The 19,651-nt window shown below is 69.5% G+C and carries 18 protein-coding genes; 9 read left to right on the top strand and 9 right to left on the bottom strand.

What is annotated here, in order from left to right:
• Window positions 1-256: 256 nt before the first annotated feature.
• Window positions 257-1,198: a class A beta-lactamase gene (gene bla, locus ABZ319_RS35895; RefSeq protein ID WP_354991023.1), complete on the bottom strand. Its 942-nt coding sequence runs from the start codon at window positions 1,196-1,198 to the stop codon at window positions 257-259.
• A 165-nt stretch (window positions 1,199-1,363) separates the two neighbouring features.
• On the opposite strand from bla, the gene ABZ319_RS35890 reads away from it, so the two are divergent.
• Window positions 1,364-2,239, top strand: coding sequence for a LysR family transcriptional regulator (locus ABZ319_RS35890; RefSeq protein WP_354991022.1), 876 nt, complete (start codon window positions 1,364-1,366; stop codon window positions 2,237-2,239).
• The gene (locus ABZ319_RS35885; protein ID WP_354991021.1) at window positions 2,236-3,132 is read left to right on the top strand and encodes a serine hydrolase; all 897 of its coding nucleotides are present in this window, start codon (window positions 2,236-2,238) and stop codon (window positions 3,130-3,132) included. Before ABZ319_RS35890 ends, ABZ319_RS35885 begins: the two co-directional genes overlap by 4 nt.
• Window positions 3,133-3,275: 143 nt before the next feature.
• On the opposite strand, the gene ABZ319_RS35880 is transcribed toward ABZ319_RS35885, so the two are convergent.
• The 4 genes from ABZ319_RS35880 to ABZ319_RS35865 all read right to left on the bottom strand — a co-directional run bounded on the left by ABZ319_RS35880 (window position 3,276) and on the right by ABZ319_RS35865 (window position 6,755).
• Window positions 3,276-3,440: a hypothetical protein gene (locus ABZ319_RS35880; protein ID WP_354991020.1), complete on the bottom strand. Its 165-nt coding sequence runs from the start codon at window positions 3,438-3,440 to the stop codon at window positions 3,276-3,278.
• A 233-nt stretch (window positions 3,441-3,673) separates the two neighbouring features.
• Window positions 3,674-4,408 carry a murein transglycosylase gene (locus ABZ319_RS35875; RefSeq protein ID WP_354991019.1) on the bottom strand — a complete coding sequence of 245 codons (735 nt, stop codon included), beginning with the start codon at window positions 4,406-4,408 and terminating at the stop codon, window positions 3,674-3,676.
• 274 nt (window positions 4,409-4,682) lie between these two features.
• Window positions 4,683-5,699: a hypothetical protein gene (locus ABZ319_RS35870; RefSeq protein ID WP_354991018.1), complete on the bottom strand. Its 1,017-nt coding sequence runs from the start codon at window positions 5,697-5,699 to the stop codon at window positions 4,683-4,685.
• Window positions 5,700-5,786: 87 nt separating this feature from the next.
• Window positions 5,787-6,755: a VCBS repeat-containing protein gene (locus ABZ319_RS35865; RefSeq protein ID WP_354991017.1), complete on the bottom strand. Its 969-nt coding sequence runs from the start codon at window positions 6,753-6,755 to the stop codon at window positions 5,787-5,789.
• Between the two features lie 498 nt (window positions 6,756-7,253).
• Between ABZ319_RS35865 and ABZ319_RS35860 the strand changes: the two genes are divergently transcribed.
• On the top strand, window positions 7,254-8,096 hold the full coding sequence (locus ABZ319_RS35860) for an acyl-CoA thioesterase domain-containing protein (protein WP_354991016.1): 843 nt from the start codon (window positions 7,254-7,256) through the stop codon (window positions 8,094-8,096).
• 19 nt (window positions 8,097-8,115) lie between these two features.
• Here the strand turns inward: ABZ319_RS35860 and hpnE are convergent, their stop codons facing one another.
• Together hpnE and ABZ319_RS35850 are read right to left on the bottom strand one after the other, a co-directional pair.
• A complete protein-coding gene (gene hpnE / locus ABZ319_RS35855) occupies window positions 8,116-9,549 on the bottom strand; it encodes a hydroxysqualene dehydroxylase HpnE (RefSeq protein ID WP_354991015.1) in 1,434 nt (477 codons plus the stop codon).
• An 82-nt stretch (window positions 9,550-9,631) separates the two neighbouring features.
• Window positions 9,632-10,087, bottom strand: coding sequence for an SRPBCC family protein (locus ABZ319_RS35850; RefSeq protein ID WP_354991014.1), 456 nt, complete (start codon window positions 10,085-10,087; stop codon window positions 9,632-9,634).
• Between the two features lie 178 nt (window positions 10,088-10,265).
• Between ABZ319_RS35850 and ABZ319_RS35845 the strand changes: the two genes are divergently transcribed.
• Window positions 10,266-10,646 (top strand): hypothetical protein, encoded by a 381-nt coding sequence (locus tag ABZ319_RS35845; RefSeq protein ID WP_354991013.1) that lies wholly within the window; start codon window positions 10,266-10,268, stop codon window positions 10,644-10,646.
• 267 nt (window positions 10,647-10,913) lie between these two features.
• On the opposite strand, the gene ABZ319_RS35840 is transcribed toward ABZ319_RS35845, so the two are convergent.
• Window positions 10,914-11,246 carry a hypothetical protein gene (locus tag ABZ319_RS35840; RefSeq protein ID WP_354991012.1) on the bottom strand — a complete coding sequence of 111 codons (333 nt, stop codon included), beginning with the start codon at window positions 11,244-11,246 and terminating at the stop codon, window positions 10,914-10,916.
• Between ABZ319_RS35840 and ABZ319_RS35835 the strand changes: the two genes are divergently transcribed.
• On the top strand, window positions 11,236-11,586 hold the full coding sequence (locus tag ABZ319_RS35835) for a hypothetical protein (RefSeq protein WP_354991011.1): 351 nt from the start codon (window positions 11,236-11,238) through the stop codon (window positions 11,584-11,586). The two genes, ABZ319_RS35840 and ABZ319_RS35835, sit on opposite strands and share 11 nt — an antisense overlap.
• A 295-nt stretch (window positions 11,587-11,881) precedes the next feature.
• On the top strand, window positions 11,882-12,370 hold the full coding sequence (locus tag ABZ319_RS35830) for a MarR family transcriptional regulator (protein WP_354991010.1): 489 nt from the start codon (window positions 11,882-11,884) through the stop codon (window positions 12,368-12,370).
• A gap of 29 nt (window positions 12,371-12,399) precedes the next feature.
• Here the strand turns inward: ABZ319_RS35830 and ABZ319_RS35825 are convergent, their stop codons facing one another.
• A complete protein-coding gene (locus tag ABZ319_RS35825) occupies window positions 12,400-13,491 on the bottom strand; it encodes an ATP-grasp domain-containing protein (protein WP_354991009.1) in 1,092 nt (363 codons plus the stop codon).
• 696 nt (window positions 13,492-14,187) lie between these two features.
• Here ABZ319_RS35825 and ABZ319_RS35820 point away from each other — a divergent pair.
• The 3 genes from ABZ319_RS35820 to ABZ319_RS35810 all read left to right on the top strand — a co-directional run.
• Window positions 14,188-15,882 (top strand): fatty acyl-AMP ligase, encoded by a 1,695-nt coding sequence (locus tag ABZ319_RS35820; protein ID WP_354991008.1) that lies wholly within the window; start codon window positions 14,188-14,190, stop codon window positions 15,880-15,882.
• Entirely contained in the window at window positions 15,879-17,213 is a 1,335-nt protein-coding gene (locus tag ABZ319_RS35815) for a MupA/Atu3671 family FMN-dependent luciferase-like monooxygenase (protein ID WP_354991007.1), read from the top strand. Before ABZ319_RS35820 ends, ABZ319_RS35815 begins: the two co-directional genes overlap by 4 nt.
• A 23-nt stretch (window positions 17,214-17,236) precedes the next feature.
• On the top strand, window positions 17,237-19,651 hold a 2,415-nt coding region (locus ABZ319_RS35810), incomplete at its 3' end, for an AMP-binding protein (protein WP_354991006.1).

Genomic DNA, 19,651 nt, shown 5'->3' with positions numbered 1-19,651 from the left:
GGGGGCAGGGCCTGCGCGGGAACGGGGCCAGGCCCAGCGCGGCAACGGGGCCAGGCCCAGCGCGGCAACGGGGCCAGGCCCAGCGCGGCAACGGGGCCAGGCCCAGCGGCAACGGGGTCAGGGGTCAGGCCCAGCCCGACAACGCGGCCAGGCCCAGCGCGACAACGCGGCCAGGCCCAGCGCGACAACGCGGCCAGGCCCAGCGCGGCAACGGGGTCAGGCCCCGCGCGGCTACGGGGGGTCAGGCCCAGCGCGGCTACGGGGTCAGGCCCAGCGCGGCTACTGCCGCGCGGGCGGCGGCCGCGACCAGGGCGTTGTCCGGCTCGGCCCGCTCCTCGGATTTGGTGGTGAGCACGGTGATCACCACGGGGGCGCGGCCGGGCGGCCAGGCGATGGCCGCGTCCAGGGCCGAACCGTAGGCGGGGCTGCCGGTTTTGTCGCCGACGACCCAGTCCGCGGGCAGTCCGGCGCGAATGCGCTTGTCGCCGGTGGTGTTGGCTTTCAGCCAGGAGATCAGTTGTGCGCGTTCGGGTTCGGGCAGGGTTTCGCCGAGCCCGAGGGTGCGATAGCCGGCCGCGAGCGCCTGCGCGGTGGTGGTGTCGCGGTCGTCGCCGGGGATCGCGGTGTTGAGGTCGGTCTCCCAGCGATCCAGGCGGGTCACCGAATCGCCCAGTGCGCGCATGCCGTTCGTGAAGCCCGCCGGGCCGCCCAGCTGCTTCAGGATCAGGTTGCCCGCGGTGTTGTCCGACAGGGTGATGGCGGCGTGGCAGAGTTCGCCGATCGTCATACCGGTGGCGACGTGCTGTCCGGTCGCGGGCGAGAACTCGACGAGATCGCTTGGCGGATAGGTGATCCGCTGATCGAAGTAGCCCGAGGACAGCGGATGCTCGCGCAGCAGCAGCCCGCAGGCCAGGCCCTTGAAGGTGGAGGCTATGGGGAAGCGTTCGCCCTCGCGGTAGGACACGGTGCGGCCGGTGGCGGTGTCCACGGCGTAGACGCCCAGGCGGGCCCCCGCCCGCGCTTCCAGCTCGGCGAAAGCGGGGTCCGCCGCCGCGGGGGCGGAGGTGTCGGCGGGCGCGGTCGAGGCCGGCTGACTGTCGCAGGCGGCGATGCCGGTCAGTGCGGACAGCGCCAGCGCGGCAGCCAGCAGACGGGTGCGGCAGGATGGTCGGGTGCGGGTCGATACCGAGTTGGTCACCGCCTCAGCAAACTATCGCGGGGGCGGCGCGGACCAATAGCGAGGCGCGCGCTTGCCGAGTCGTGTTCGGTATCGACCCAGGTGGGAGGCTCGTAAAACCGGGAAAAGCGGTGGCCGTCGAAGCGGGGGCGCGGCCGGCGCGCAAACGGCTGGTTCAATGGCCGCATGGATCTGGTCCGGCATCTGCGCTTCTTCGTCGCCGTCGCCAACGAGGGGCATTTCGGGCGCGCGGCCACCGTGCTGGACATGACCCAGCCGCCGCTGTCGCAGGGGTTGCGCAAGCTCGAGGAGCACCTCGGGGTCGAGCTCATCCATCGCACCCGGCAGGGTGCGCTGCTGACCTCCGCGGGTCGGCAGCTGCTGCCCCGGGCACGGCTGCTGGTCGACGACGCCGAACGCCTGCTCGCCGAGGCCCAGCGCATCGCCAACGCGCGCGGCGCGGTGCAGTGGGGCGCCTGCGAAGCGCTGCCCGATCACATCGTCACCGTCTGCGTGAGTGCGTTGCGGGCGGACAATGCCACGGGGGCAACGGTTTCCACCACCATGGGAACGACGGTCGAGCTGATCGCCGAGGTGCGGGCGGGGGTGTGCGACGTCGCGGTGATCGACCACCCGGCGCTGGTGGACGGGGTGGAAGCCGGTCCCGTGGTGAAGATTCCGCGCTGGGTGGTGGTGCCGGCGGATCATCGCGGGGCGGTAGCCGAACGCCCGGCCTTCACCATGCTGTCCGATCTGAGCTTCGCGCACCCGGCGCGGGCGGGAAACCCGCCCGCCTACGACACCGTCGTGGATCTGCTGCGCGAACGCGGCGTCGACACCCCGATCGTGACCGCGCGCGATGACCGGGCGCTGTTCGCGGCGGTGGCCGCCGGGACCAGTTTCGGACTCACCGCGACACCGCCGACCCCGACGCCGGGGGTCGCGTGGGTGCGGCTGGCGCCGCAGGCGATCGCGTTGCGGCTGCGGGTGATTCGCCGGGCCGAGGCGACCGCGCAGGCCTCCGCGCTCGATCGGGCGCTGTACCGGGAGCGGCTGCGATGACGGCCGCCGACCGGATTCGGGCGGTCTTCGCCGACGCGGGGTGCACCGGCTGGCTGCACGCCCGCCGCTGCGACGACTCGGCCGCCGAGATCTCGGTGGACGGGCGGGACCGGGTGGTCATGGCCTCGGTGTACAAGCTGCCGCTGTTCCTGACCTTCTGCCGCCGGATCGACACCGGCGCAATCGATCCCACCGAACGGCTGACGGTCGTGCCCGCCGAGTGCACCCCCGGACCGACCGGACTGGCGATCATGCGGGACCCAGTCACCCTGAGCCGCCGCGACCTGGCCGCCTCGATGATGACGGCCTCGGACAACGCGGCCGCCGACGTCCTGCTCGGTGAGATCGGGCTGCCCGCGGTCCACGCGCTGCTGGCCGAATTCGGCCTCACCGAAACACATCTCATCGGCGGCACCGCCGACCTGCACCGCACCCTGGTCCGCGACACCGACACTCACACCACCGCCGAAGCCTTCGCCGCCCTGGCCGACAACGACGAGGCGTGGTCGGTCTCGGCCTATGACCCCTCGTACACCAGCGCCACCACCCCCGAGGAGATGACCCGCCTCCTGAGCGCCCTGTGGACCGGTAAGATCTTGTCCCCCAACCAGACCCACGAGGCCCAGTCGGTGATGCGCAACCAGATCTGGCCGCACCGCACCGCCTCGGCCTTCCCCCACCCCACGATCTCGGTGGCCGCGAAAACCGGCACCATCGGCATCATCCGCAACGAGGTCTCGGTGATCGAGTTCCCCAGCGAACCCCCCATCGCGGTGGCCGTCTTCACCCGCGCGGCCCGCGCCGACCCGGTCCTGCCCGCCGCCGACGCCGCGATAGCCGAGGCCGCCCGCATAGCCGTCACCGACCTCCGCCGCCCCCACCTGGAGCAGTAGGCCCGCCCTCCCGGGCAACGACCTGTATCCCGTCGGCATCACATTCGGTATCCGTGGCGGGGGCAGCCCGATGTGATCGGCCGGATCACCGCTCGAGCATCCGAGACACGAACCCGTGTTCGCCAGGCTGGGCACTCCCGCTCTCAGGGGTCGCCCGCGTCCGAGCCGAACACCACCGGCGCGTACGGAACTCCGTTGTGCGCGTAGCTCACCCGATCGCCGGGATCGCACTCGGGGCCACGTCGCAGGGTGTCGCGACCCTGCGGCTGTGCGGGTTCGGCCGACGACACCGTGGAGCGGCTGTGCACAAAACCTGGCACCTGACTCGCCGCGACAGACAGGTCTCTCCCGAAAGGCGGCGGCAGTGGCGCAGCGGTGATCTCGCGGAGTCGAAACGGATTGCAGCGTGCGGTGCCGCGCGGACTCGGGCGACGCGGCTGCCGGAGAGCACGGCTTGGCACAGCCTGCGAATTCGGGCAGGTCGCCGAAGGCACTCGTGTAGCGGCACTCACGAGGAGTTCCGGCGATTTCACCGGGTCAGCTATGCGTCGAAACCCCGCGCGGCGGTGCGAACCTGGGCGACGTAGGCATTGGAATGGTTGTAGGCGAACACGGCTCGCCGCCAGCCCGCGGGGGTGGCGAGGTCACCGCCGGAGGCGCAGAGGTAGCGGGCTGCCGCCAGGGCGGCGTCGTCGATGTTGTCGGGGCTACCGGAAAGGGTTTGGGTGGGAACCTTTTCGGCGGATGTCAGGGTGGGGGCGAGGGTGGCGTAGGGGGTGGCCGCGGTTACGCCCCAGCGGGTCCAGGTGTCGGGGATGAACTGGAAGGGGCCCTGGGCGCGGGCGTAGACGGGGTGGCCGGGGCGGGTCGCGGGGTCGAGGATCAGGGCGTTGCCCGCCGTGCCGTTCAGTGGGACGCCGCGGATCGGGGGGCGGACCGTGCCGTCGGGGGCGATCGTCGCGCCGCCGAACCGGGCGTGATCGCTTTCCACACGGGCGATTCCGGCCAAGGTCGTCCAGCCCAGGTGGCAGGTGGGCTGGGCCTTGGCCATCACCACGGACGCGTAGCCGTAGGCGGTGAGGGCGCGTTCGGGGATGCCGAACCTGCGTGCGCGCGGACGTGCCCAGTCGCGGAGTTGGCCGACCCCGGATTCGACCGCGTCCAAACGGATCTCGGGGATCGGGTCGCCGGGGCCGGGCGGGGCGGGGTCGCTCGCACGGTGAACGGACACCAGGCCCGCGACCACGACGGCGGATGCCAGCAGGGCCACCCACATTCCGCTCGAGCCGTGGCCGCGTGGGTCCCGCGCGACATCCGGGTCCCGGTTGCGGTGCGAGGCACGTTCGCCACACCGACGTCCACGATCACGAGGCAGGTGACAGTCGCGGGGCGAGTTGCCGTCGCGGGGGCGCGGGCGCGGGCATTCGTCTCGTGGCGATGACGCGGCCGGCTCTACGGGCTGCCGATCGGATCGCTGTGACCGGTCGGCCGCGTCGTCCGGGTCGCGGGCGATTATTCTGCTGCTACTCAAAGCACCTCACCCCGCCGTGCTATTCGCACACTTCGGCGGGAGCGCTGGACGGACGCTCGGTCCGAGTCGGTGCGGTGGTTGCCGGCGGACGGGCGGTGGCGGGGCCGGAAGTCGTCGTCTTGCGGGTGGTCGTCGTAGTGGCACAGGTGGTGGCGAGAACCGTGGTCGCCGGGCGTGTGGTCGTCACCGGACGTGTGGCGGTTGCCGGACCGGATGTCGCGGCGGGCCCCGTCGTGGTGGCCGGCCGCGTGGTGGTTACGGGCCGGGTCGTCGTGACGGGCGGGGTAGCCGGCCTGGTTGTCGCCACCGGACGGGTTGTTGTCGCCGGTCGGGTGGTCGGCAGAGGTTCGGTGATGGCCGGCGGGGTTACCACCACCGTGACCGTGCGGGAGCCCGCCTGATCGGGGACCGGGTCCGGGCTGGCGACAACGGTGAGGGGATTCGGCTGGATCGACACGCTCGCGCTCGCGCTCAGGCTCACCGAGAAGCCGGGTGCACCAACAGAACTCGGCGGATCTGTCGTCGTCTCCGGCAGGATGGTCGTGGTGTCGATGACCGCCGGCTCGGTGCCGGGCGCTTCGGGCGCGGGATCGACCACCGGCTCCGGGACGGCGGCGGGCTCGTCGATCACGGTCGCGCTGTCCACGAGGGCGGGATCGCCTGGTTCGGACTCACCGGGAACGGGAATATCGGGTGGCGTGCCGTCCGCGGGCGCGGCGTCGGCCTCCGGTTCGAGTTCGACGGCCGGCGGCAGCCCGTCGGAGGTCTGCGACGCGGTGGCGAGGGTGTCCCCCACCCGGTGGTCACCCTTGGACTCCACCGCGACGAACACACCGATGGTCACCGCCAACAGCGCTGCGACGGCGGCGATCTGCGGCCGGTGCCGCCGGAAGTCCTCCCCGGCGAGATAGGTGCCGAGCGCGGCCTTCCAGTGTCCGAGCCCGGGGCGCGGGGCGGAGTCGTACGCCTCGATCGGGAGGATTTCGGTCGCGTGCGGGTCGGGGGAATCGGGTTCGTTGCTGTCCGTTTGTCGCATGGGTGCCGCCTTCTCACCGCCGGGCCGGGCGTCGTGCGTGTCGAGCCGATCGGTCCCGGCGTGCCGGGCACGCCGGGACCGTGCGGGTCAGGACTGGTTCTTCAGGAAGGACACCGCGTTCACACTGCCCGCGACCGCGATATCGACCTTGCCGTCGCGGTCGAAGTCGAGCAGCACCGGAGTCTGCGGCAGCGCGGTCACCTCCAGCTCGCCGCGTTTGGTCAGCGTGCCGTCACCGTTTCCGGAGAAGATCACCATGCGCGAATTCAGCACCGCCGACATGGCCGCGTCCAACCTGCCGTCCCGGTCGAAATCCGCCACCGCGATACTCGTCGGGCCCAGTCCCGACAGCCCGATGCGATTGGTTTTCTCGAACCCGCCGTTGCCATCGGACACGAGCAGCGTGGTGCTGAAGGAGAACGAATCCGCGGTCACCACATCATCGATGCCGTCACCGTCGAAATCCCCCGCTCGCACATCCTCGGTGATGAGTCCGCTGGTGCTGGAACCCTTCCTGTCGAATTTGCCGTCGCCCTTTCCGAGAAACACCTCCACCCGCTGCAGCACGGTGTTGTTGACCGCGATGTCGAGTTTGTTGTCCGCGTTGAACTTTCCCACCGCGAACGCCGTCGGCGCACCCGCGATCAGCGCCGAGCCGCCCTGGTTGAACGTGCCGTCGCCCTTGCCGAGCCAGACCTGCACCCCGGCCGGCACCAGGCTCAGCATGTCCAGCTTGCCGTCGCCGTTGGCGTCGGCCAGGATGACCTCCTGTTGCGCCCCTTCGACCGTCAGGTAGTTCTTGCCGGTCTTGAACGTGCCGTCACCGTTGTTCAGGAACACCGCCAGGTTCACCCACCCCTGCGCGACGACATCGATCTTGCCGTCGCCGTTGACATCGCCCGCACCGATGGCGCCGTAGCCGATTCCGGGCTTGCCGACCCGGGTGCCCCTGTTGAATGTGCCGTCGCCCTTACCCGTCATGAGGATCGGGCCCTCACCCTGAAAATCGGCGGCGACGATGTCCGGAATTCCGTCACCATTGAAATCACCGCCCATCATCCCGATTGCGGACGGCCCCGGCCCCCAGGAAGGAAATGACCCGCCGGACGGCGAATCGACTTTGGGAGCGAAAGTTATGGAACCGGCCGCCACGGCCGTACTCGGCACTGCGAGTACAGCGACGGCAGCGGCGGCGAGCACAGCGAGACGGGTACCGAGAATTCGATTCTGCATACGTGTTCCTGAATCTGAGTGGCACCCACCGAATGGTGGTGACGACAAACTGTAAATGCACGCCGATGAGAAACCTTGAATTTCAACGCAATTCAGCTCTTTGCCCGATGCGGCCGGACTCCGTTGGTGCACAATCACCAACCCCCGGCTGTGAGCCTTCACAGGGATATCGAAAACCCTTCGTGAACCGCCCCGGTTCGCACTGTTGCCAACGCCATGGGACCGTCCGGCCGCACGATCCCGTCGCGCCCGGGCCACCGGCTGTGTCCGGTGACCGGTCTCGACGACCGGCCCCGCTGTCGCATATGCGAATATTTCGCGATGGCTGGTGGAACTGATTCGTGGCCGGTCGTCGACCTGCCCGACCTACTCGACGTCCTCGACCTCACCGAGGCGGGTCCCGGGCAGTTCCGCGCCCGCAATGTCGTCTCGACCCTGCCGACCACCCTGGGCAGCCAGACCCTGGCCCAGGCCGTGGTGGCCGCCGAGCGCACGGTGCCGCACATGGCGGTCCAGTCCCTGCACGGGGTGTTCCCGCGCGGCGGCTACGCCGATCGGGACGTAGACGTGCACGCCGAGGTCGTGCAATCGGGCCGGGCCCTGGCCACCGTCCAGGTGAGCTTCAGCCAGGACGGTCGTGAGCACGCCCGCGTGCTCGCCATGCTCAGCACCGAGGAACCCGACTTCCTGAGCCACGGCGCGCAGTTGCCCCGGGATGTGCCCGGCCCGGACGACTGCACCGAATTCCCCTGCGCCCTCCTGCCCTGGGAGGTCCGGACCCCGGGCGGCGCCGACGCTTTCGCCGCCGAACTCGCCGGGCCGCCGACCCTGGACGTCTGGATGCGCGCTCCCAAGGCGCCCGAGACGCCTACCATCGGCCGCGCCCTGCTGGCGCACGGCACCGAGGGCTTCCTCGGCCCGGTGGCCACCCGCCCGTACCCGCAATCCGAGATCGCCCGCCGCGGCGGGCGCGGCACCGCCGCGATGCTCACCCAGACGGTCACCTACCACCGCCCCTTCACGATCGGGGACTGGCTGCTGCTGCGCTGCGAGAGCACCTTCGCGGGCGGCGGCCGCATGTACGGCCAGTTGCAGGTCTACGCCCACACCGGCGAACTGGTCGCCTCGGTCACCGCCCAGGGCCTGATGCGCGGCGCGGGCTGATCCACGCCCGCTCGACCGATCATCGGCTCCCGGCGGGGGCGACGGGGGCGGCGAGGTAGTCCGCCACCGCCCCGGTCGCGCGGCGTGCGCTGTCGGCGGCGGACTCCATGGTCGAGGGCAGCCCGGTGCGGGTCCAGTCGCCCGCCAGGAACAACCCGGGAATCGGCGTGACGTGTGGCAGGCGCAGCGATTCGAAGCCCGGCTGCGCCGAGAACGTGGCGGCGGGCTGGTGAATCACCTTGCTGCGCACCACCCGCGCCGACCGGGACTCGGGATAGTGCCGGTGCAGCGATTCGATTGCCGCGTCGATGAATTCGGCGTTGCGCTGATGAACGACGTTCCAGGAGGCGCTGACCGCCAGGGAGTAGCAGTGCTCGGCCGCATCCGCCGCACCGTGCATGCCGCCGGTGTCGAAGACCCATTCGATGGTCGTACCGCGCAGATTCTCCGCCAGCCGCCGCATCCGCAGCGGACGATCGAGCCAGAGGTACACGCTGGAGATGGGCGCAGCCTCGATCTTGCGCACCGGCGTGAAGAAATCGTGCGCACCCAGCCCGCCGCGATCGAGCACCGTGGCCAGCGCCCACGGCGTCAGCGCCAATACCGCCGCGTCGCAATCGATCACCCGGCCGCCGGCCAGTTCCACCCCGTGCACGCGCCCGTCCCGCAGTACGACGTCGGCCAGCTTCGCGCCGGTGTGGATCTCCCCGCCGCGCGCCCGCAGATACCGCTCGGCCGGGGCGACGAACAACTCGTGCAGGCTGACGCGGGGCCAGATCGCGTCCCCCGCACGGGGATTCCCGGCGAGCGCCCGCCCGGAGATGAACCGCAACGCCTGCACGAAGGTGAAGGCCGAGACCCGGTCGGGCTGCTCGTTGAGCAGACCGATGACGAATTGATCGAGGGTCAGCGCACGCAGCGACGCCGGCACCCCGATCGTGCGAAACCAGCGGTCGACCGTCAGTTCGTCGAGCCGCTCGTCCTGCCGGGCAACCGCGAGAGCCAGCCGCGCCCAGGTCCGCAGCGCGGCGGGCCGGTCGCGCAGGGGAATCGGCGGCCACGCCAGCCACGCGGGACCCACCACCCGCCTGGCCCACGAGGGCAGCCACGCCGGACCCGAGCCGGTGCGCAGTTCGCCCGGACCGGTCCGGATCGCCAGCGGCGGTGCGTCCCAGCGCAATCCCTCGGCGCTGCCGATGGTCCGGACGTAGCTCAACAGCGCGTCGTAACACCCCGCGAACAGGTGCTGGCCGTTGTCCACCAGCCCCTCCACCCCGGGCACCTCGAACGAGAAGGTGCGCCCGCCCAGCCGGCCCGCCTTCTCCACCAGGGTGACTCGATGTCCGCGTTCGGCCAGCCACACCGCCGAGGCCAGCCCGGCCAGCCCGCCTCCGGCCACGACCACGTGCGCGGCGGCCGCACCCTCGGAATGATGAGAAAGAGAGCTACTCATCCTCTCATCGTAGGGACGGTGGCGCGCCGGCGCGTCGAAACCGCGGCATTCCAGCACAATTCGGCGGCGGCGACCGCTCGCGTTATCCCGCTTCCGCGACGCGAGCGATGTCGGCGAGGTCGGCCGCGATCATCTTCTTCGTCATGGACGCGGCCAGCGGCATGGTGACGCGTTCGAGGAGAGCGCGCAGCCGGCTCGGCCGCTGGGTCTCCCCCGAGAAGACGAAGGTGAGTTCGGACCCGGTACCGCGCGGCTCGACCGTGATCTCGGTGCGGTAGTCCACGCCCCGCGAATTGGCAACGACCACCGTGCGATTCGGCGGCGACACCTCGGCCACCTCCATCTCCTCGGCGGCCTCCTTACCGAACATCGCCCGGGTCTCGCGCCAGCGCGTGCCGACCCCGTATCCCTCCCCCGCGAGCCGCTCGACCTTGCGGACGCCGGTGAGGGTGTCGGCGGCGTGATCGAGGTCGGTCAACACCGCCCAGACCCGCTCGACGGGCGCGTTGATGGTGCGGGCGACGCTGATGACTGCCATGCGGGTCCTCCTCGGCTAGGTGGCCCGCAGTGTAGTGACCTGCACCGACAATGCCCGGCAGCCCGGTCACGCCGAGGCGTGTCCGCCGCGCCGCCCGCGGAACGGACGTGGCGCGGGCCGGAATTCGCGGGGAGACTGGGTGCGTAGCGCCCCCTTCCTCTCTCCAGGAGCACATGCGATGGCAACCAACGGGCCTTTCGGGATCGATCCCGAGGATTTCGAACGCGCACTACGCGACGCCGGGATCAACCTCCAAGACCTCATCGGCAAGGCCGGTCAGTACATCGACCGCACCGGCGCCAACACCCTGGGCTCGCTGCTCGGCCAGTTCATCACCCCCGAACGCCCGCGGGCCGCCGAGCCGCGCGAGGAGACCACCGGCGAAACCGGCAGCGGCGTCTGGACCATCTACACCGTCGAGGACGGCGCGGCCCGAATCGACCAGGTCTTCCCGAGCGAACTCGAGGCCCTGCGTGCGCACCGCGACAACACCGACGAACGCCGCCGCGTCCGCTTCCTGCCCTACGGCGTCCCGGTGAGCGCCCTCGATCTGCCCTGACGCCGCGGCCCCACGCCCGTAGGCAATTCAGCGGCGAAAGCGAGTTCTCGCCGCATTGTTCTTGCATCTGCAATTCCGGCCGAGCACGCCGGAATTAATTCATCGGTATCGATGTCTTGGTCGAGTTAACTTTCCGGAGTTAATAATCAATTCCGGATAGATACATACCGAACACGTGATGTTTTCCCACGTCTTCGACCTGGCGAATTTATTTCCGAATTCACCCACGGCGCGATGAGAACAGGTTATATTTCAGATCTCTTACGGTTACGGCTCGCAACCCGGGTCGTGCCATTGCTTCACAATATTGGAGATTGTCATGAGAACGACCGCATCCGTGTTGCTTCGTGCCGGCATCGTTACTCCGGTGGCGCTTGCCACTTTCTTCAGTTTCGCCGCTCCCGCGAATGCCGCACCGATCAGCGTGAACTGGAGCTGCCAGGGCACCATCTTCGGCATCGGGCAGACCTCGAGCATGGGCACCACCGTGACCGGGACCGCGCCGGCGTCGGCGACCTCCGGTTCGGCGGTGGCCATCACCCTCACGCCCGGGGCCTCCTCGGTGCCCAGTTCGGCGTCCGGATTCACGGTGACGAACATCAGCAATCTGAAGATGACCTTCCCGGTGCCCGCGAATTCGACGCTGGTCTCGGCGACCGCCTCCGGCGGCACCGTGGCCGGTTCGGTGTCCACCTCGGGCGGGAACGTGGTGCTGACCGTGCCCGGCCCGATCGCGGGCGGGTCCAGCTTCACCCCGCCGGCGGTGACCATCAACGTCACCGCGGGTTCGCCCGGAACGCCGATCACCAGCAAGTACGCCGGGACCAGCTACGGCAATCCCGGTATGACCATGACGACCAAGGTGGCGTTCGTCGGCAACGTGGCGACCGCGTGCTACCCGAATCCGTCCCCGACCCTCACCACCACGACCGTCAGCTGATCCCTGAGCCGACGGTGCAGCGTGACGGCCCGCATGCACGCTGCTGAGTTGTGGTGAGTGCCTGGACTGGGCTGCGATCAGCGGCCCAGTCCAGGCTCGCGCGTGCGACGTTCGCCCAATCCCGCCGCGCCGCCGCGGGTTTCGTGCCGCGGTGAATACTCCGATTCGGGTGTGCGATGCGGGCCTTCGGCACGGCCGACGTGTCGTACAGTGCAATGTCCGGCCCCCGTGGACGGTGACTCCTGTTGAGAGGTTTCATGTTTCGAGTGTTCGAGGATGGGAGCCCGTGCGTCCGATGTCAATTGATCCGGCGCCGATAGCGGTCGAGCTGCGCAAGGCGCTGGAGTTCTATCACGGCACCCTCGAGGATCTGGCCCGCGAATTGATCCGGCTGCTGGGTGTGAACGAAACCGATAGGCGGGCATTGGAAATCGTTCTGCTCGGCGATGCGAAAGCCACCACGCCCGGAATGCTCGCCGAGCGATTGGATCTCACCGCCGCGGGTGTGACGATCATGCTCAATCGGCTGGAAAAGCAGGGCTATATCGCCCGCTCGCTGCACCCCACCGATCGGCGGCGGGTAATCGTGGTGGCCACCGATCTGGCCACCCGGCGACTGCACGATCTGCTGTCGACGCTGGTCGACGACGGTTACCGGATGATGCTGAGCCGCTACGATCCCGCCGAACTGGAACTGATCGCGGGCTTTCTCACCCGGGTGAGCGAACTACAGCGCAGTCACCGGCAGCGACTGCGCGACATGGAACCTTACCCGCGGCCATAACGTATGCGGCAGCGCCTCGTTCGCCGTCCTCACACCCCCATGGCGGTGGTCTCCACGGCCAGCGCGGGGGTCTCCACGGCCGGCGCGGGGGTCGGCCGGGGCCGGGCGGGAACGGCCGGGAAGGGCCGCGGGGCGGCCACCTCCATCACCGCCTCGGTCACCGCCAGGCGGACACCGAGCCGGGGTGTGCGAGGCTGGGACGAGTCGCCGTGCAGGAGCAGGCGAATCGCGGACCAGGGCAGGTTGACACCGGCGAACGCCGTTTGGAACAGACCGGCCGAGGCGCGGGGATTGACCTCGAGCAGGACCGGTTCGCCGTGCAGGTAGCGCAGCTGCACATTGGACAGGTAGGGCAGTTCGAAACCGGTGATCAGGCGGCGGGCGATGTCCACCAGGGCCGGATCGTCGAGCAGGGTGCGGAAGCGGCCGTGCTTGGCGCGGGGAATGGCCACCAGCAGTTCACCGCCCGGACCGGACAGGCAGTCGATACTGACCTCGGGCGCGTCCAGATAGGGCATGACCATCAGTTCCGGCACCCGCTCGCCCTGTGCCGCGGCCACGCGCAGGGCCGCCGCGACCTGGTCGACCGAGGCCACCGGCTGCGGCGGCGCGAGCAGGCCCGCGATGCTGAGCGGGCGATCGTCGAGGATGCGGAAGCCGAACGCGGAGTACTCGCCGCTGGGTTTGATGCACAGCTTCTCACCGGCGGGCGCGAGTTCCCCGACCGCCCGGAACAGCTCGTCCGCATCGGACACCACCCGCCACGGCGGCACCGGAACCCCTGCCGCCCCGGCGATTTCGTAGGTGCGTGCCTTGTCCACCAGCGCTCGCACCGCCGCCGCGGGCGCGCACATCAGGCTGGTGCCCACCGCCGCGAAATCCGCGGCGCGATGCGCCAGCGCCTCCAGCCGCCGGGACGGTATGAGGACGTCGATCCCGTTCCTGAGACAGAAGTCGAGCGCGAACCGCGCGTACTCGTCGTTGTCGACCCAGCGGGGTTCGACGACCGGCACATCACACGCCAGCAGCGCGACGGCGCCCGGATCGACGTTGCCCGCGTAGATCATGACGTCGGCCTCGTCCGGGTTCTCGCGCAACAGCCGCATGATCTGCGCACTCACCGCGCCGGCACTGCTCAGCCAAATCCGAAGTGTTATGACGACGCTCCCGTCCCTGATTCCACACAACCAAGCGGTCAGAACCATCGCACCGAACCGGCGTCGGCGCATCTCGAGACGGCGGACCGCACTCGCGGCCGGGTGCGCCGCGCGGTGTCCGCGGCCGCACGGGCCGACTCCGGTACCGACCGCAGGTTTGCGAATTCGACATCGACCCCGACCCATCCGCCGCACCCCCGGTGCCGAACCAACTCGCGGCGACGATCCAACAGGACACTTCGACCACTGCCGTTGCGCCCCACTACGAAAGGAGCACAGTGCCACGGTTCGATATGTCCTGGCGTTCCTTCATGCCGTCATCGAGCAGGCAGATCGGCCGCTCGAACGCCGTGCCGACGCCGCGACACGCGTGTAATCCGCAGCGGTGCGCGCGCTTCGGGCGCGGCAGAGAAACCCGATCGCCGCGCCGTCGTTAGTTCAGCTATCTTTTAGCTATCACAATCTTCGCGGACGCGCTGAACTTCGGGTCGCCGCAACCTCGTTCGCGACGGGCTCCTCGCGCCTCCCGGTGATCGGCCGAATACCTGCGAAGATGTCCTGCGCGCAGCGCACATCCCAGCCCGCTGCCGAGCGCCTTTTCGCAGGCCTGAATACCGTTCGTCCACTGTGGCTGAAGCTGATTCGAGAGGTCGAAGGTCGATGAGTTACCAACAACTACCGGGTTGCCCGACGACCCTGGCGGACATTCTGATGCGTCGTGCCGTCGAGCAACCCGGACGGATCGGCTACACGTTCATCGACGATCGCGGCAATCGCGAGGTCGAGGACTACACGCTGCTGCTGAATCGGGTGGCCGCCTTGGCCACCCGATTGCAGGCGGTCAGCGCGCCGGGCGATCGGATCCTGCTGCTGTGCCCGCCGGGACCCGGCATGGTGCACGCGTTCCTCGCGTGCCTGTTCACACGGCGTGTCGCCGTGCCGCTGTATGTGCCTACCTCGCAACGGCATTCCGACACCGTCGCCGCGATCGCGCGCGACAGCGGCGCGGTCGCGGTCATCGCGCCGCGGTCGGTCGGCGTGGTGGCGCGCGAGCTGCTGGGCTGGCCGGACGAGCGGATCATCGACAGTGCCCCCGCCACCGATGGCGGCGGACTGGATCTGCTCGACATGGCCCTGCCCGGTCCGGACGATGTGGCTCACCTGCAATACACCTCGGGCTCCACCGGAAGCCCCAAAGGCGTGGTGGTGCTGCACCGCAACATCATGACCAATCTCGACGTCCTGCGGCGCGTGCTCCAGCACGACGAGAACAGCACGGCCGTGCACTGGCTGCCGCCCTCGCACGATATGGGCTTGATCCTGGGAATCCTGGAACCACTGTTCACCGGATATCCCGTCACACTCATGTCACCGCTGGCGTTCCTGCGTCATCCTCTCATGTGGCTGCGGGAGATATCGCAGAAAGCGAATACCACCGCGGGCGGACCCAATCTGGCCTACGCGATCTGTGCCGAACGAGTTTCCCGCGAGGACATCGAACAGCTCGATCTCTCGGGCTGGGAAATCGCATTCATCGGCGCCGAACCGGTCAATCCCACCATATTGGGAACATTCGCCGACACCTTCGCCGCGAGCGGATTCCGGCGCGAAAGTTTCTTTCCCGGATACGGTCTCGCCGAGGCGACCCTGTACGTCGCCGGCGGTCCCGTCGGTGCGGGCGTGCGCACCACGTCGTTCGCGAGCCAGGAGCTGGAACAGGGCCGCGCGGTGCCGAACACGGGCGGGCGCGAGCTGGTCGGCTACGGACCGGTAGAAGCCGGAACAGCGGCGATGGTCGATCCGGACACCCTGCGGCGCGTGGAACCCGGTCGCGTCGGCGAGATCTGGCTGTGCGGCGAGAGCATCACCGCGGGCTACTGGAACAAGCCGGAGGAGACCGCGCGCGGGTTCGCGGCGGAAATCGACGGCGAGCCGGGCGAGCGGTATCTGCGCACCGGCGATCTCGGCTTCACCGTGGACGACAATCTCTTCATCTGCGGACGGCTCAAAGAAGTCATGATCATCAACGGGCGCAATCTCTTTCCGCAGGACATCGAATGGAGCATCGAATCCACGCATCCGGAATTGCGCCGCGGCGGCTGTGCCGCATTGTCGGTCGAGGCGGACGGCGAGGAACGGCTGGTCGTCATTCAGGAGCTCGATTCCGAATCCACCCATGACAATGCCGCCCTGGCGGAATCGATCAAATCGACGGTCAGCCGGGAACACGCCGTGGCGCTGTACCGGGTGCTCTTCGTCGACAAGGGCAAGGTCCTGAAAACCACCAGCGGCAAGATTCGCCGATCGCACCTACGCACCCTGTACGCCAACGAATTCGAATCGAGGGCCAATTGAGCGAGCCACGGGACGACGCGGACACCACGGATTTCTTCCTGGACTGGGCCAGAGCGCGCCTGGGCCTCGAATCGGCCGACCCGAGCACGCCGCTCACCGCCCTCGGCCTCGATTCGGTCAAGGCCGCGGAACTGCTGACGATCCTCGAGGACCGATTCGGCATCGAGGTCTCGGCCGAGGACATCTACGGCGGCATGTGCGTGGCGGACCTGGCGGCGGCGGTCGCCGACCACGGCTCTCCCGCCGCCCAGGCGGTCGCCGCGGCGACCGGGCAGACCGGGCGGGCGCGGCAGCCCGGCGCGGGGATGGACCTCAGCCTGTTCTTCTTCGCCAGCGACGCGCAGCATCACGATTCGCAGCGCTATCGGCTGCTGCTGGACAGCGCCCGCTTCGCCGACACGCACGGCTTCGCCGCGATCTGGCTGCCGGAGCGTCATTTCCACACCTTCGGTGGGCTGTACCCGAACCCGGCCGTGCTGGCCGCGGCACTGGCGGCGAGCACCCGGCGGATCCGAATCCGGGCGGGCAGCGTGGTTCTGCCGCTGCACCACCCGGTCCGGGTCGCCGAGGACTGGTCGGTGGTCGACAACCTCTCGGACGGCCGGGTCGACATCGCCTTCGCCACGGGCTGGAACGCCGACGATTTCGTGCTTGCCCCGGACAATTACGCCGATCGGGTCGCGTTCACGCGTTCGGGTATGGACACGGTCAAGCAGCTGTGGCGCGGTGAGCCGATCGAACTGCCGAACGGCGCGGGCGAATCCCGATCGGTGCGCATCTTCCCCGCGCCGATCCAGCCCGAACTCACCACCTGGCTGACCTGCAGCGGCGGGGTGGAGCGCTTCGAGATGGCGGGCGAGTCCGGCGCGAACGTGCTGACCGCCCTGCTGTTCCAGAGCGTGGACGAACTGGCGGACAAGATCACCGCCTACCGCAAGGCGCGCGCGAGCCACGGCCACGGCGCGGGCAAGGTCACCGTCATGCTGCACACCTTCGTCGGAGCCGACGAGGCCGCGGTGCGTCAGACCGTGCGGGACCCGTTCAAGACCTACCTCGCCGATTCGGTCGACCTGTGGCGCCGGGGCGCGGAAGCCCTGGACAAGCTGGACGACCGGTCGCGAAACAAGGTGCTGGACTTCGCTTTCGAACGGTACTACCGGGAGAGCGGACTGTTCGGCACCCCGGAGTCGGCGCTGCCCATGGTCGAGAGCCTGCATCGGGCGGGCGCCGACGAGATCGCCTGTCTCATCGATTTCGGGGTGCCCGTTCCGACGGTGCTCGACGGCCTGGAATCGCTGGCCACCCTGGCAAACAAAGCACGTTCTCTTTGAGTTTCGGATCTTCAGGAGGCGGGATGCGCGACCATCGATCACCTTTGCAAGCCCTCGAGGGCCCCGCATCGACCTACCCGCTCACAGCGGCGCAGCGTGCGATTCGGTTATTGCAACAGCTCGCGGGCGACACACCGGTGTCGAACGCGCTGTACCTCGAACTCGCCGGTGACCTGGACACCGCGCTGCTGATCGCGTCGTTCGGGCGGGCGCTCGACGAGTTCGAGGTCAGCCGGGTGCGAATCGTCGAGGTGGACGGCGTGGCGCGCCAGGTGGTGGACGACACCGCCAACGGCGCGGTGCGGCTGCTCGACCTCACGACCGCACCCGATCCCGTTGCCGCCGCGCAGGATTGGATGAACGCGGACTTCCGCGCACCCATCGACCTGCCCCACGGCCCGGTGGTGCTCGGCGCTGTCCTGCGGGTCGCCGAGCACCGCTGGTTCTGGTACCTGCGCGCCCACCACATCGTGATGGACGGCGTCGCCGCGCTCAACATCCTCACCCGCAGCGCGGGGCTGTACACCGCGGCGCTCGCGGGCGAAGAGCCCGCGCGCCAGGCGATTCGGACGCTGGGCGAGATCGTGGCGGCTGACGAGCAGTACCGATCGTCGCAGCGCTTCCGCGACGACCGCATGTTCTGGGCGGAGTATGTGGCCGAGCTGCCAGAACCGGTCACCCTGACCGATCGGGTGGCGCTGGCCGAGGCGCATCCGCTCGCGGTGAGCGCGGTCCTGTCCGCCGGCACCGACGACACGCTGCGCGCCGCGGTCGCGAGCCGCGCCACCGGCCCGGCGGTCTTCCTGCTGGCCGCGTTCGGGGTGTATCTGGCCCGGATGACCGGCTCCGACGATGTGGTGCTGAGCCTTCCGGTGTCCGCGCGCGTCACCGCGTCGATGAGCCGCTCGGGCGGCATGACCGCCAACATCGTCCCGTTCCGCATTCGCCTGACCCCGGATCTGTCGGTCGGCGAGCTGCTCGAGCGGACCCAAGGCACCCTGATGGAGGTCCTGCGCGGACAGCGCTATCGGCACGAGGACATGCTCGCGGACTCGGGATCGGTTGCCGCGCGCCATCTTCCGCAGGCCGCCGGGCCGATGGTCGACCTGATGATCCTGGACACCCGGATCGAGCTCGGCGACATCACCGGCCGGCTGCGAGTCCTCACCCCGGGGTTGGTGCCCGACCTGTCGGTGAACGTCTACCCGGCCGTCGGCGGGGAAAGCACCCGCGTCGACTTCTTCGCCAATCCGAGCGCGTACACCCCCGAACAGGTCGCGGCGCATCACGAGCGGTTCGCGCACTTCTTCGACAGCTTCCTGAGCTGCGTGCTCACCGATCCCGCTACCCGGGTGCGCTCGGTGGAACTGCTCGAGCCCGAGGAGCGCCGGGAACTGCGGCGCGCGGGCGCCGGGGCGCCGGGTCCCGAACAGCTCACCCTGCCCGAGCTGCTGTCCGGGGCGGCCGCGGCGCACGCCGACCGGATCGCAGTCCGCGCGGACGAGCGCACCTGGACCTACCGCGAACTCGACGAGTGGTCGAACCGGTGCGCCCGTGCGTTGATCGAGCTCGGCGCGGGGCCGGAAACCACCGTGGCGGTGGCGATCCCGCGCTCCGCGGCCTGGATGCGCGCGCTGTGGGCGGTGGCCAAGACCGGCGCCGCGTTCGTGTCCCTGGATCTCACCCAGCCGGTCGAGCGCAACCGGTTCGTCCTCACCGACTGCCCCGCCGCCATCCTGCTGATCGACGGCGCGGGCGCACCGGACATCAGCGGTCTGGACGGATGCGGCGCCCGGGTGGCCGACCTCGACGGGTTCGAACCGGCCGCGCACCGGGCGGATCCGATCACCGACGCCGATCGGCGCGGCGCGGTCCAGCCCGGCAATACCGCGTACATGGTGTACACCTCCGGTTCGACCGGTACCCCCAAGGGCGTCGCGGTCACGCACGCGGGCCTGTCCGCGATCTCGGACACCCTCGTGCGGCAGTACGGAATCGACTGTGATTCGCGCATGCTGGCCGTCGCGGCCCGCACCTTCGACGCGGCGGTCTTCGAAGTGCTGGCCGCGGTTCCGGCGGGCGCGGCCCTGATCGTCTCCCCCGCAGGTGTTTTCGCCGGTCCGCCGCTGACCGAGCTGATGCGGGCCCAGGGTGTGACGCACGCATGTTTGACTCCGGCGGTCGCCGCCTCCCTCGACGCTCCGCGGCTCGACGCGTTGCGCGTGCTCATGGTGGCGGGCGAGGCGTGCCCGCCCGCGCTGGTGCGCCAGTGGTCCGGCAGCGACTCCGCCGGAGTCCGCAGGCTGTACAACCTCTACGGCCCGAGCGAGGCCACCATCTGGGCGCCAGCACCACGATGTCGGCCCCCGCCAGCGCGACGCGGTGATCGTGGGTGGCCGCGATGGGCGGCAGTTCGACCTCGGGGAGATACCAGGGGT

Source organism: Nocardia sp. NPDC005978 (assembly GCF_040614455.1).
GTDB lineage: Bacteria > Actinomycetota > Actinomycetes > Mycobacteriales > Mycobacteriaceae > Nocardia.
This window is presented reverse-complemented; position numbering and strand designations above follow the sequence as displayed.

Coding starts and splice junctions, on each gene's coding strand:
- ABZ319_RS35845 (WP_354991013.1), top strand. CDS start 10,266: ATGGCAACCAACGGGCCTTTCGGGATCGATCCCGAGGATTTCGAACGC.
- ABZ319_RS35890 (WP_354991022.1), top strand. CDS start 1,364: ATGGATCTGGTCCGGCATCTGCGCTTCTTCGTCGCCGTCGCCAACGAG.
- ABZ319_RS35820 (WP_354991008.1), top strand. CDS start 14,188: ATGAGTTACCAACAACTACCGGGTTGCCCGACGACCCTGGCGGACATT.
- ABZ319_RS35860 (WP_354991016.1), top strand. CDS start 7,254: ATGGCTGGTGGAACTGATTCGTGGCCGGTCGTCGACCTGCCCGACCTA.
- ABZ319_RS35875 (WP_354991019.1), bottom strand. CDS start 4,408: ATGTGGGTGGCCCTGCTGGCATCCGCCGTCGTGGTCGCGGGCCTGGTG.
- ABZ319_RS35840 (WP_354991012.1), bottom strand. CDS start 11,246: ATGTTCGTCACCGTGAATCCGGACGCCGAACTGGGCACCGAGGAGGCC.
- ABZ319_RS35850 (WP_354991014.1), bottom strand. CDS start 10,087: ATGGCAGTCATCAGCGTCGCCCGCACCATCAACGCGCCCGTCGAGCGG.
- ABZ319_RS35885 (WP_354991021.1), top strand. CDS start 2,236: ATGACGGCCGCCGACCGGATTCGGGCGGTCTTCGCCGACGCGGGGTGC.
- hpnE (WP_354991015.1), bottom strand. CDS start 9,549: ATGAGTAGCTCTCTTTCTCATCATTCCGAGGGTGCGGCCGCCGCGCAC.
- ABZ319_RS35870 (WP_354991018.1), bottom strand. CDS start 5,699: ATGCGACAAACGGACAGCAACGAACCCGATTCCCCCGACCCGCACGCG.
- ABZ319_RS35830 (WP_354991010.1), top strand. CDS start 11,882: ATGTCAATTGATCCGGCGCCGATAGCGGTCGAGCTGCGCAAGGCGCTG.
- ABZ319_RS35865 (WP_354991017.1), bottom strand. CDS start 6,755: ATGGGCGGTGATTTCAATGGTGACGGAATTCCGGACATCGTCGCCGCC.